Below are 11,523 nucleotides of genomic sequence, written 5' to 3'. Positions count from 1 at the left end.
GATGCGCCTCGGTGAGTACGCCGCCCGAGTCCGCGGCGCGGCGACCCCCGTGGCTCGCGCGCTCCTCGTCTTCGTCGCCGTCTACGTCGTCGCGTTCGCGCCGCGGGCGGGCGACACCGACGGCGCGGGCCTCTACACGCCGGGGACGGTGCTCGGCGCAGTCGACGCGGCGCTGTTCGACTCGGTCCGGCGGTTCGTCGGCGTCCGCGTCGTCGACCGCTACCCCGACGGGACCCACGAGTACCTCCCCTACCTCGGCGACCTCCTCGGAACGCTCGCGTTGGCGGCGCTCCCGGTCGTCGTCCTCGGCGCGGCGGTGTTCCTCGTCGACCGCTACACGGCCGGCGGGCCGCGCTCGGAGGTGTCGGCGGCGGTGTACTGGGCCGGCGCGTCGCTGGTGTTCGTCCCCATGCTGACCGAGGTGTCCGCGCCGTGGCTCGGCGTCTACGTCGTCGTCCCGCTCGCGCTCCCGGCGGGCGTCGGCCTCGCGGCGCTCGTCCGCTGGGGGCGGCGCGCCTTCGACTCGCGGGACGCGCCCCGCGTCGCGGCCGCGGTCATCGTCCTGCTCGCGCTCGTCGTCCAGACCGGCGCGGTGGCGTCGAGCGAGGTGTACGGCCCGAGCGACCGCGACGCCGAACTCGCGCAGTTCGCCCAGCCGTCGGCGGAGTTCTCGTCGTTCCGCGACAACCTCTCTGCGTGGGTCGGTCCGACCGACGACGAGGGGCCGGACGTGCTCTACTACGGGAGTTCGATGTACGTCGCCGACGGCGCGGCCGACTACCCGCCGGTGCCCGAGTCGTGGGGCGAGCGACTCCCGATGGCGTGGTACGTCGAGCGTCTCGGGGCCGACACCGCGTCGGCGGCGACACCGGAAGCGCTCGAATCGCGGTCGTCGATGCCGCCGGTGGTCATCGCGCCCGCCGACGAGCGCGGGACGGTCGCGCCGCTGCTCGACGGCTACGTCGCACACCAGTACGACAGCGGCCTCTGGGGGCGGTCGGTCGTGGTGTTCGTGAAAAACTGAGTGTCGCGGGCGGTCTCAATCGGTGACGGCGAGCCGGGTCGCGGGTCGGGTCGGCGGACCGACGCTCAGCGGAAGCCCATCGCTTCGATCTGTTCTTGGTAGCGGTTCCGGATGGTGACTTCCGTCACCTGCGCCACGTCCGCGACCTCGCGTTGGGTCTTCTTCTCGTTGCAGAGAAGCGACGCGGCGTAGATGGCGGCGGCGGCGAAACCGGTCGGCGACTTGCCCGACAGCAGGCCCTGCTCGGCGGACACGTCGATGATTTCGGTCGCCTTCGCCTGGACCTCCTCGGAGAGGTCGAGCGCGGAGGCGAACCGCGGGACGAACTGCTTGGGGTCGACGGGCTTGAGTTCGAGGCCGAGTTCCTGGGAGATGTAGCGGTACGTGCGCCCGATTTCCTTCTGCGGGACGCGCGACACTTCCGCAACCTCGTCGAGCGAGCGCGGGATGCCTTCCTGACGGCAAGCGGCGTACAGTGCCGAGGTGGCGACGCCCTCGATGGAGCGGCCGCGAATCAGGTCCTCGTTGAGCGCGCGTCGATAGATGACCGAGGCGACTTCCCGGACCGACCGGGGGACGCCGAGCGCCGACGCCATGCGGTCGATTTCGCTGAGGGCGAACTGGAGGTTGCGCTCGCCGGCGTCCTTGGTTCGGATGCGCTCTTGCCACTTGCGCAGGCGGTGCATCTGCGAGCGTTTTTCGGAGGAAAGCGAGCGACCGTAGGCGTCTTTGTCCTTCCAGTCGATGGTCGTCGTCAGCCCCCGGTCGTGCATCGTTTCGGTGATGGGCGCACCGACGCGCGACTTCGACTGCCGCTCGGAGTGGTTGAACGCCCGCCACTCCGGACCGCGGTCAATCTGTCGCTCGTCGAGGACGAGTCCGCAGTCGTCACACACCAGCTCCCCCTGGTCTGCGTCCGTGACGATCTGGTCAGAGCCGCACTCCGGACAGTTGACTTGCTCGTCCTCTTGTGCCGTTGCCTCCTCCTCTCGTTGACGCTGCCGGCTCGGACGTTCCATTAAAAGGTTTCTGGTGGAGCGTGAATTTAAACCTTTGTAACAGAAATGTGATACAGGCCGCTGTCTGTCGATTCGCCGCGTTCGGGTTCGGGCAATCGGGACGCATCTACTTATACAGTTCCCTGACTAACGGTGAATCGAATGGTCAGACGTGCTACCGCGACACTCGTTGTCGTCGCGCTCGTGGTCCTCGCGGGCTGTCTCGGTGGGGGCGGCGCGGGCGCGACGCCGACGGCCGAACCGACCGCGACGGAGACGGCGGCGACGACATCGCAGTCGGGGTCGCCGGCGACCGCGGCCGCCGCGGGCGACGTGACAGTCGAGGTGGTCGAGGTGGTCGACGGCGACACGATCAAGGTCGTCATGCCCGACGGCGCGCGCGAGACGGTGCGACTCCTCGGCGTCGACACGCCGGAGGTCCACGCCGAGAACACGCCCGACGAGTTCGAGGGCGTCCCCGAGACGGAGGCCGGGCGGACCTGCCTCCGGGCGGCCGGCGAGGACGCGAGCGCCTACGCGAAATCCCGGCTCGCAGACCGAACCGTCGAACTCCGGTACGACGAGAAAGCGGGCGAGCGCGGCTACTACGGCCGACTCCTCGCGTACGTCGTCGTCGACGGCGCGGAGTTCAACTACGACCTCATCACCGAGGGCCACGCCCGGCTCTACGAGAGTTCGTTCGAGGAGCGCGAGCGCTACGAGCGCGCCGAGCGCGACGCCAGAGAGCGCGGGGTCGGCCTCTGGTCCTGCGCGACCGAGGGCGCGGCCGCGGGCGGCGCGGACGCGACCACCGACGACGGCCTTTCGGTTTCGGTCGTCGCCGACGCGCCCGGGAACGACAACGACAACCTGAACGAGGAGTACGTCACCTTCCGGAACGACGGCGACGCCGCCATCGACCTCTCCGGGTGGACCGTCTCCGACGCGGCGGGCGCGACCTACACGTTCGCCGGGGGAACCGAACTCGACCCCGGCGCATCGCTGACGCTCCACACGGGGTCGGGAACCGACACCGACGGGGACGTCTACTGGGGCCGCGGCGGCGCGGTGTGGAACAACGGCGGCGACACGGTCACGGTTCGGGACGCCACCGGCGACGAAGTGCTCGCGTACACGTACGAGTAGCCACTGTCTAGGTAAAACCTCGAGGAGACGAGCAGAACCGCCCGCGCGGCGTCAAGGGGAATGGGGGTGGAGCGTGCTCCCCCCAACGGCGGTACGACATCTTCCATCATTAGTCTCTAGGTTGTCACGTTCGCGGGAATATCCGCGGGGCACCGGCGAATCCACTCCGTTAGATTACTACTGAGCATTTACAAAGATATATACATAACTAGAGAAAATGTGTGTGCAACATGAGCACGCTCGAATCCTCGTCCGTCGAAGCCGCCGTCGCCGCCAGTCGTCCCGCCGACCTGACTCCCGTCGTCCTCGACGCATCGTGTCTGGAGTCGACCGCTCCCTCGCATCTCCGCGACCTGAAGGCCGGACTCGCCGAGGAGGGCTACCTCCCGGCCGAACTCACCGTCGAAGTCCGTTTCGGTGATGACGACCCCCTCGCGGTGCAGTCGGAGTCCGACCGCCTCCGCGAGTACGTCCGCGCCGCCGCGTTCCTCGGCGTCGGGCGCGTCGCCGTCGACGTCGCGGAGTGCTGTCGCCCCGACGACGCCGAGTCGGCGCTCGCGGCGCTGGGCGAGCGCGCCCGGCGCGAGGGTGTCGCTTTTGAGCTTCGAGGTTCCATCGACGGCTGATGGCAACTAAGGCCGCGCTGGAGGCGCAGTTGGCGGTGGTCGCCGGCTTCGAGAACCCGAAGGTCTCGCTCGAACAGTACCCGACGCCGCCGGACCTCGCCGCGCATCTCGTCCATCTCGCGGACCTCCGCGGCGACATCGAGGGCGCGACGGTCCTCGATTTGGGCTCCGGAACCGGGATGCTCGGGCTCGGCGCGGCGCTCCGCTCGCCCGCCCGCGTCGTCGGCGTCGAACTCGACGACGCGGCGCTCGAAACCGCGACCGATAACGCCCGCCGGGTCGGCGCGAGCGCCCCCATCGACTGGATTCGCGCCGACGCCACCCGCCTGCCGCTCTGTCTCCCCGACGACCGGCAGGTCACGGTGCTCATGAACCCGCCGTTCGGCGCGCAGCGTGGCAACGAACACGCCGACCGGGCCTTCCTCGACTCGGTCGCGTCGGTCGCCGACGTGTCCTATTCGGTCCACAACGAGGGGAGCAAGGAGTTCGTCGAGTCGTTCGTCGCCGACGCCGGCGGCGACCTCACCGACGCCTTCCGGGCGACGTTCGACCTCGACCGCCAGTTCGACTTCCACGACGAGGACCGCCGACAGCTCGACGCCGAAGTGTTCAGAATCGAGTGGTGAGCCGGCGGTCGCACCGCCGACCACTCACCGCGCGAACCGCCCGCCGACACCGCACGAATCGCCCGCCGACCGCGCCCTAATTGTACGTCTCCTGTCGCGCGATGCGGACTTTCGTCCCCCGGGATTCAGCGAAGACGAGGGAGTTCTCGCGGACGAACCGAACCCCATCGAGCGTCGTCGTCGTGTTCTCGGTCGGCATCGGCCCCCTGACGGTCCCGCTGTCGGACGACACCTGCACGTCGTAGCCCGTCGCCGTCGGCACGACCGAGATGTTCCGCCGTGCGACGACGGGTTCGGCCCGGACCGGGCCGGTCTCGTACGCCAGTCGCGCCTCGCCGTCGGCGACGAGAAACACCCGGTAGGCGACTCCCGCGCCCGTGACGACGTAGCCGTCGCGGACCGCCGTCACCCGGTCGCGCCAGCCGAGACCGCCGACTCTGACCGCGGACTCGCCGTCGAACGCCAGTCGACTCGTCGAGACGGCCGTCGTCCAGATGCCGCGCCGCTCGCTTTTGACGATGACCCCCGAGGTGTTGGTCGTCGTCGACTCGCCGAACAGTTCGACGTCGAAGACGGCGGTCAGCCCGTTCGGCACGTCCTCGGCGTACGTCACCTCGTAGTCCCTGACCGTGACGCTCTCGCCCGGCAGGTCGTCGCCGCTCGCGGTGAACGTGTTGTACAGCATCGCCGGCCCCGACAGCGCCGCGACGACGACGAGGAGCACGGCGAGGCCGGCCTGCCAGCGACGGGCCGAAAACAGCGAGTTGTCGGGCGCGTACGCCCGAAGCGGCTTGTCGGACGCCGCGACCGTCAGCGCGACGATGGTCGCGAGCGCGACGACGAGCGCGAACCCGACCGCGCGGAACAGCACGTAGGTCTCGCCGCCGCGGTACCAGTACACCGCCCACAGCGACTCGCTGACGGCAAACAGGAGGACGCCGGCGAAACTGCGGAGCGCGGGCGGGTTCGAACCCCCGCGGCGGTGACTGAGCCACGCACCGAGGAGGACGCCGAACAGGAAGCCGATGGCGTGGCCCTGTATGGCGATTTGGGACCACCACGGCGTCGAGAAGACGGGGCGGGCCGACGAGACGACCTCGGGCGAGAGCATCGCGTTGTAAAACAGGCTGACGACGCGCCCGGAGACGAACGCCAGCACGGTCGCCAGCGGCCGGAAGACGAGCGCGAAGCCGGCGAACGCGAACACGACGCCCGAGAAGCCGACGACCGGGCCGAGCGCGAATACGGCGGTGAGGAGCCCCACGCCGAAGACGACCGCGGGGAAGACGACGAGCGACCGGATGTAGGGGTTCTCGCGGAGCGACCCGAACGACGTGGACCCACGGCGCGTCGGGTAGTGGCTCCACGCGTACTCCGCGACGGGGGCGAGGGTGAGCGTACCGACGAGGTTGCCGACGAGGTGCCCGGGGCTGGAGTGGGCGAACGCGGCGGTCAGCATCCCGGACGGGTAGACGTACGACCACGCCCGGAACGGGATGACGACGGGCCGATACCACGACGACCAGCCGTCCTGCACCACGAGATAGACGAGGAGGACGCCGCCGGCGCTGACGAGCGTTCCGAGCGGGAGACCGAACAGGAAGCGCCGCCGAAGCGCCGCCGAGAGCCGACTCGGTCTGTCGACGACGGCGAGCGCGACGGCGGCCGCGAGAAGCGCGAGGAGCGCGGCGAGCCGCTGGAACGGTATCCAGCCCGGTATCTCTAGCATGAGCTACCTGTGTCGTGCGAACGGGTGATAAAGAAACCCGCGGAGAACTGCTTGAGTAGTGCTAGCGAACGACACGAACGCCGGCGTCATCGACGACTCCGCGTCGGTCGGTCAGGAGGCGCGTCGCGGTCGACGGCCGCTCAGATTTTGCCTTCGGCGTCGTCGGCCAACTCCTCCATGCGCTTGCCGATGCGGCCCGCGCTGGAGAACTCGTCGTCGCTCATCGCGGTCGCGAGAGCGTTGCCGAGCACGAACACGGCGTGTTTGTGTTCGCTTTTCGATTTGTGGACGTGGGAGGGCTCGACCGCAAGCTCGTCGTAGGGGTCGAACAGGCTCGAATCGACGTGGTCGCGGGCCGAGAAGTGGTCCTTGATGATAACCATCTGTTCGTGCAGCTCCAGCAGTTCGTCCTTGTGCATGAGCGTTGGGTAGGTGCGAGGGCGGTTTAAGCGTTATTGGGGGATACTGTCACTCGGCTCAGAAGACGTACTCGTCTTCGTGGCCCATCATTCCGTCGTCTTCGTACGCGCGGTCCTCGTCGGACATCGGACCGCTCGTTTTGTACGCGCGGATACCGGTCGACAGCAGGTCCTCGATGGCCTCGTCGCGGTTGACGAACTCGCCCTGCTCGACGAGTTGGACGATCTGCATCTCCAGGTGTTCCGGCACGGTAATCTCTACTTTGGGCATCTGAACGTCCGTCGGTTTGGAAGGGCCGTATATAACTCTACCGGGGGAATAATCGGGTTTTCCGAAGGTCGTCCGGGCGAACGCGAATTCCCGCTTACGTTCGGTTAGTGCGGCCGTCGCCCCGGTCGCCTGCGGGTGTCCGGAGTCGTTAGTGATAGGTGCGTCGGGCCGAAGATTCGAGCATGGCCAACGACGTGACCCACCTCTACGAGGAGTTCGGCGACGACCGACTCCCGCCGGGCCAACGCGAGACCCAGCGGTTTCCCGTCCTCTCCAAGAGCGGCACGCCCTCGTGGGACCCCGAGACGTGGTCGTTCGAGGCGTGGGGCGCGGTCGACACCGAACTCGACCTCTCGTTCGACGAGTTCCGCGACCTCCCCGCCGAGACGCAGGTACAGGACTTCCATTGTGTCACCGGCTGGAGCAAGTTCGACTGCGAGTTCGAGGGCGTCACGTTTCCGACGCTCGCCGATGCGGTCGGCGTCGACGACGACGCGGTTCACGTGATGTTCCACGCCATGGACGGCTACACGACGAACCTGCCGCTCGACCAGTGCATGCGCGACGAGGTCATGTTCGTCTGGGGCTACGACGGCGAGGACCTCCCCGCCGACCACGGCGGCCCCCTCCGGGTCGTCACCCCGCACAAGTACGCCTACAAGGGCGCGAAGTGGGTCTCGGGCGTCGAGTTCCTCACCGAACCCGAACGCGGCTACTGGGAGAAGCGCGGCTACTCGAACACGGCGAACCCGTGGAACGAAGAGCGGTACAGCTAAGCTGAGTTTTCGGTCCGCCGACGCTGAGTGTTCGGCGTGTTCGGCGGTCGCTTCGAGTCTCGTCCGCCAGCGTTGTCGCTCGGTGGACAGATGTGCACGTTCGACCGGGGTCGTCCAACCCACCCGCGGGACAGAAGGGAGAGTTTCAAGCGTCCCCGGTCCTGAGCCACGGTCGATGGAACCGTTGCGGACCGACGAGGTGGGGACTCACCTCGTCAGCAGGTCGGTTCGACTGTCTGCGCCGCCCGTCTCGGCGTCGCTCGCGGCGATGCGGCGCCCGCGGGCGCTGTGGACCGCCCCCGACGAGCCAACAGTCGTCGGCGGCGGCGTCGCCGTGGCCGTCGAGGCCGACGGTCCCGAGCGACTCGCGCGCGTCCGCCGGTCGGCGGCGGCGCTGTTCGACGGCGCGGACGTGGACGGCCCCGACGTTGCCCGCCCTCGATTCTTCGGCGGTCTCGCCTTCCACGAGGAGGCGACCGGCCGCGACCCGTGGGCCGACTTCCCGGCCGCGCGCTTCGTCGTCCCCGAGGCGCAGGTCGTCTTCGACGGCGACGACGCGTGGCTCACGGTCACCGGCGTCGGCGCGGACGCCGACCCGGAGGGCGTCGACGACCGACTCGACGACCTCCGGGAGACGCTCGAATCGCTCGACGACGCGCCCCCTGAGGGACCGCCGGGCGTCTCGAACCGCCACCGGACGACCTCCGTCGAGGCGTGGCACGAGAGCGTCGACGCCGCGGTCTCGCGCATCCGTGCCGGCGACCTCCGGAAGGTCGTCCTCGCGCAGGCGCTCGAAGTCGAACTCGACCGCCCCGCCGCCGCGACCGACCTGCTCGCCCGCCTCGGCCGGACGTACCCCGACTGCCACCGCTTCCTCGTCGAGCCGAACGGCGGGGCGAGCTTCCTCGGCGCGACGCCCGAGCGACTCGTCTCGCTCCGCGGCCGCGAGGTCGAAACCGGCGCGCTCGCCGGGACGACCGGCCGCGGCGACACCGACGACGAAGACGAGTGGCTGGCGAACGAACTGCTCGGAAGCGAGAAGGACAACCACGAACACGAACTCGTCGCGGAGACGATTCGGGAACAGCTCGCGCCGCTGTCGGCCGACATTCGCGTCGGTGACCGCGGGATTCGGAAGCTCGCGACCGTCCAGCACCTCTGGACGCCCATCGACGCGACGCTCGAACGCGACGAACACGTCCTTTCTCTCGTGGACGCGCTCCACCCGACGCCCGCGGTCGGCGGCCTCCCGCCCGAGGCCGCCCTCGACGTGATTCGCGACACCGAGCCGTTCGACCGCGGCTGGTACGCCGCGCCGGTCGGCTGGTTCGACGCCGACGGCGACGGCAGTTTCGCGGTCGCCCTCCGCTCGGCAATCGTCGAGGAGACGCTGGCGACGCTGTTTGCGGGCGTCGGCCTCGTCGCCGACTCCGACCCCGACGCCGAGTGGGACGAAGTGCAGCTGAAGTACCGACCCATCCTCGACGAACTCGAACGCGACGACTGAGTTCGGGACCGACCTCGACCCGATTCGATTCCACGACGAGACAGACGACCCAGACGAGATGACAGCACCGAACCGAAACGCCCTCTGGGCACGGACCTTCGCCGACGAACTGGCACGCACCGGCATCGACGCGGTGTGCATCGCACCCGGCAGTCGCTCGACGCCCCTCACGGAGGCGTTCGACCGCCACGACGACATCGAGACGTTCTCGCACCTCGACGAGCGCTCGGCGGCCTACTTCGCGCTCGGCCGCGCCCGCCGCACGGGCGAGGTGACGCCCATCGTCTGCACCTCGGGCACCGCCGCGGCCAACTTCCACCCCGCGGTCATCGAGGCGTCGCAGGCCCGCGTGCCGATGCTCGTCCTCACGGCCGACCGCCCGCCGGAACTCCGCGACAGCGGAGCCAACCAGACCGTCGACCAGGAGAAGCTCTACGGCGACGCCGTCCGCTGGTACAAGGATATGCCCGAACCGGAGGCCACCGACAGGAAACTCCGGAGCCTCCGGACGACCGCCGGCCGCGCGGTCTCCGAGGCCACCGGCGTCGATGCCGGCCCCGTCCACCTCAACTTCCCGTTCAGAAAGCCGCTCGAACCGACGTACGTCGAGGGCGACGTGCCCGCCGACCTCGACCCCGAGGCGCTCGACGGCCGGAGCGGGAGCCGACCCTACGTCAGGACGACCGCTGGCGCGCCGGAACTCTCCGACGACCACCTCCGAAAGCTGGCCGACGACCTCGCGGTCGACCGCGGACTCATCGTCGCCGGGCCCGCCGACCCGCCGGGGTTCAACGCCGAGGCCGTCGCCGCGTTCGCCCACGCGACCGGCTTCCCGGTCGTCGCTGACCCGCTTTCGGGGCTCCGATTCGGCGGCCACACCCGGACGACGACCGTCCTCGGCGGCTACGACGCCTACCTCGACGAGCGCGTCACCGCCGACTGGGCCGACCCGGAAGTCGTCGTCCGCATCGGCGCGTCCCCGACCTCGAAGGCGCTCCGGAAGTACCTCGCGCGCACCGACGCCCGGCAGTATCTCGTCGACCCGACGGGTCGCTGGCGCGAGGCCGAGTTCGGCGTGACCGACCTCGTGGAGGCCGAGCCCTCGGTGCTGGCGTGGCGGCTCTCGCAACTCATCCGCAACCACTCGGACGAGTCGTGGAACGCGCTGTGGACCGATGCGGAGGACGCCTACTGGAGTCTCGTCGACGACGAGACAGACGCCTTCGAGGGCCGACTCGCGGCCGACGTGGCCGACCTCGCGCCCGAGCCGTCGACGCTGTTCGTCTCGAACTCCATGCCCGTCCGCGACCTCGACCGCTTCGCGCGTCCCTCGACGAAGTCCCGGACGGTCCTCGGCAACCGCGGCGCGTCCGGCATCGACGGCATCGTCTCCTCGGCGCTCGGAGCCGGCTCCGCGGCGACCGACCACCTGACGCTCCTGACCGGCGACCTCGCGTACTACCACGACATGAACGGCCTGCTCGCGCTCGGTCGCCTCGGCGTGGATGCGACTATCGTCCTCGTCAACAACGACGGCGGCGGCATCTTCCACATGCTCCCCATCGAGGAGTACGAACCGCCGTTTACGGACCAGTTCAAGACGCCCCACGGCCTCGACTTCGCGGCCACCGAGAACCTCTACGACCTCTCGTTCGCGTCGGTCGCCCCGGACGACTTCCGCGACGCCTACGCCGAGTCGGTCGCCACCGACGGGACCGATGTCATCGAGGTCCGCACCGACGCCGAGTCGTCTCACCGCGTGCGCGAGCGCATTGCCGACCGCGCCAGAGGGCGACTGTCCGATTGACCGCCTGACCGACTGACCGACTGACCGAACCAGTCGACCGACTGACTTTTCTCCCGCGCTCCGAATCGTGGCGACATGTCCTCCAGACTCTTCCGCCAGTACCGCGGCAGCGTCTACGCCGTCGCCGGATTCCTCGGTGTCCTCGCGTTCGCCTACGCGACCGTCGTCGCGTACGAACCGCTCTCCGGGGTCTTCGCGGGAGCGACCGTCGCCGTCGGCGTGGTACTTTTCTCGGACCTCGTAGAGCGCGGCTATCCCCCGGCGCTCGGCCGCCGCGGGACGCTCGCGCTCGTCGCGGTCGTGGTCGCCTTCCCCGTCCTCTGGTTCGTCATCCAGCGGCCCCTGACGGGCCTCGGTCTCGCGCCGCTCGTCGCCGTGGTCGCGTGGGGGCTCGCGCGGTTCAAAGCCGTCGGCTACCCCGAGTCGATGGGTCGTCGCCGGTCGCTCGCCACCGCGTTCGTCGGGACCGGACTCGTCGCGTACGGGTCGTTTGCCGGGGCGACCGCCTTCCTCGTCGGCATCGCGGGCGCGATGCTCGTCGGGTTGGCGTCGTGGCTGACGAGTCCGCGCGGGCCGCTTCGGGACTGACTGACT

General features: G+C 69.4%; 11 protein-coding genes and 1 pseudogene. 8 read left to right on the top strand and 4 right to left on the bottom strand.

Annotated elements, in window-relative coordinates; translation table 11 throughout:
• Positions 1–1,024: pseudogene (locus tag ACSR87_RS14970) on the top strand (flippase activity-associated protein Agl23); the annotation flags it as partial.
• Positions 1,025–1,089: 65 nt separating this feature from the next.
• Here ACSR87_RS14970 and ACSR87_RS14965 read toward each other — a convergent pair.
• On the bottom strand, positions 1,090–2,043 hold the full coding sequence (locus tag ACSR87_RS14965) for a transcription initiation factor IIB (protein ID WP_004043457.1): 954 nt from the start codon (positions 2,041–2,043) through the stop codon (positions 1,090–1,092).
• Positions 2,044–2,184: 141 nt separating this feature from the next.
• Here ACSR87_RS14965 and ACSR87_RS14960 point away from each other — a divergent pair, with 141 nt between their 5' ends.
• The 3 genes from ACSR87_RS14960 (at position 2,185) to ACSR87_RS14950 (ending at position 4,420) form a co-directional block, all read left to right on the top strand.
• Positions 2,185–3,168, top strand: a complete 984-nt coding sequence (locus ACSR87_RS14960; protein ID WP_498531005.1) for a lamin tail domain-containing protein — start codon at positions 2,185–2,187, stop codon at positions 3,166–3,168.
• Positions 3,169–3,398: 230 nt separating this feature from the next.
• On the top strand, positions 3,399–3,794 hold the full coding sequence (locus tag ACSR87_RS14955) for a DUF7961 family protein (protein ID WP_498531004.1): 396 nt from the start codon (positions 3,399–3,401) through the stop codon (positions 3,792–3,794).
• Positions 3,794–4,420 carry an METTL5 family protein gene (locus tag ACSR87_RS14950; protein WP_498531003.1) on the top strand — a complete coding sequence of 209 codons (627 nt, stop codon included), beginning with the start codon at positions 3,794–3,796 and terminating at the stop codon, positions 4,418–4,420. The genes ACSR87_RS14955 and ACSR87_RS14950 overlap by 1 nt, the downstream gene beginning before the upstream one ends.
• Before the next feature lie 76 nt (positions 4,421–4,496).
• Here the strand turns inward: ACSR87_RS14950 and ACSR87_RS14945 are convergent, their stop codons facing one another.
• The 3 genes from ACSR87_RS14945 to ACSR87_RS14935 form a co-directional block, all read right to left on the bottom strand.
• Positions 4,497–6,149, bottom strand: coding sequence for a rhomboid family intramembrane serine protease (locus ACSR87_RS14945; protein ID WP_498531002.1), 1,653 nt, complete (start codon positions 6,147–6,149; stop codon positions 4,497–4,499).
• A 140-nt stretch (positions 6,150–6,289) separates the two neighbouring features.
• Positions 6,290–6,568, bottom strand: coding sequence for a UPF0058 family protein (locus ACSR87_RS14940; protein WP_004043462.1), 279 nt, complete (start codon positions 6,566–6,568; stop codon positions 6,290–6,292).
• Between the two features lie 58 nt (positions 6,569–6,626).
• Entirely contained in the window at positions 6,627–6,839 is a 213-nt protein-coding gene (locus tag ACSR87_RS14935) for a ribbon-helix-helix domain-containing protein (protein WP_004043463.1), read from the bottom strand.
• A gap of 182 nt (positions 6,840–7,021) precedes the next feature.
• Here ACSR87_RS14935 and ACSR87_RS14930 point away from each other — a divergent pair, with 182 nt between their 5' ends.
• The 4 genes from ACSR87_RS14930 (at position 7,022) to ACSR87_RS14915 (ending at position 11,517) form a co-directional block, all read left to right on the top strand.
• Positions 7,022–7,615 (top strand): sulfite oxidase-like oxidoreductase, encoded by a 594-nt coding sequence (locus ACSR87_RS14930; RefSeq protein WP_004063338.1) that lies wholly within the window; start codon positions 7,022–7,024, stop codon positions 7,613–7,615.
• A gap of 175 nt (positions 7,616–7,790) precedes the next feature.
• A complete protein-coding gene (locus ACSR87_RS14925; RefSeq protein ID WP_498531001.1) occupies positions 7,791–9,122 on the top strand; it encodes an isochorismate synthase in 1,332 nt (443 codons plus the stop codon).
• Positions 9,123–9,180: 58 nt separating this feature from the next.
• Entirely contained in the window at positions 9,181–10,929 is a 1,749-nt protein-coding gene (gene menD, locus ACSR87_RS14920) for a 2-succinyl-5-enolpyruvyl-6-hydroxy-3-cyclohexene-1-carboxylic-acid synthase (protein ID WP_498531000.1), read from the top strand.
• Between the two features lie 75 nt (positions 10,930–11,004).
• Positions 11,005–11,517, top strand: coding sequence for a hypothetical protein (locus tag ACSR87_RS14915; protein WP_498530999.1), 513 nt, complete (start codon positions 11,005–11,007; stop codon positions 11,515–11,517).
• Positions 11,518–11,523 lie beyond the last annotated feature (6 nt).

The sequence above is a fragment of the Haloferax sp. SDI50 genome (genome assembly GCF_059802635.1).
This window is presented reverse-complemented; position numbering and strand designations above follow the sequence as displayed.

What these genes read in the sequence shown, in the direction of transcription:
- ACSR87_RS14965 (WP_004043457.1), bottom strand. Translation starts at nt 2,043, where the DNA reads ATGGAACGTCCGAGCCGGCAGCGTCAACGAGAGGAGGAGGCAACGGCA.
- ACSR87_RS14960 (WP_498531005.1), top strand. Translation starts at nt 2,185, where the DNA reads ATGGTCAGACGTGCTACCGCGACACTCGTTGTCGTCGCGCTCGTGGTC.
- ACSR87_RS14955 (WP_498531004.1), top strand. Translation starts at nt 3,399, where the DNA reads ATGAGCACGCTCGAATCCTCGTCCGTCGAAGCCGCCGTCGCCGCCAGT.
- ACSR87_RS14950 (WP_498531003.1), top strand. Translation starts at nt 3,794, where the DNA reads ATGGCAACTAAGGCCGCGCTGGAGGCGCAGTTGGCGGTGGTCGCCGGC.
- ACSR87_RS14945 (WP_498531002.1), bottom strand. Translation starts at nt 6,149, where the DNA reads ATGCTAGAGATACCGGGCTGGATACCGTTCCAGCGGCTCGCCGCGCTC.
- ACSR87_RS14940 (WP_004043462.1), bottom strand. Translation starts at nt 6,568, where the DNA reads ATGCACAAGGACGAACTGCTGGAGCTGCACGAACAGATGGTTATCATC.
- ACSR87_RS14935 (WP_004043463.1), bottom strand. Translation starts at nt 6,839, where the DNA reads ATGCCCAAAGTAGAGATTACCGTGCCGGAACACCTGGAGATGCAGATC.
- ACSR87_RS14930 (WP_004063338.1), top strand. Translation starts at nt 7,022, where the DNA reads ATGGCCAACGACGTGACCCACCTCTACGAGGAGTTCGGCGACGACCGA.
- ACSR87_RS14925 (WP_498531001.1), top strand. Translation starts at nt 7,791, where the DNA reads ATGGAACCGTTGCGGACCGACGAGGTGGGGACTCACCTCGTCAGCAGG.
- menD (WP_498531000.1), top strand. Translation starts at nt 9,181, where the DNA reads ATGACAGCACCGAACCGAAACGCCCTCTGGGCACGGACCTTCGCCGAC.
- ACSR87_RS14915 (WP_498530999.1), top strand. Translation starts at nt 11,005, where the DNA reads ATGTCCTCCAGACTCTTCCGCCAGTACCGCGGCAGCGTCTACGCCGTC.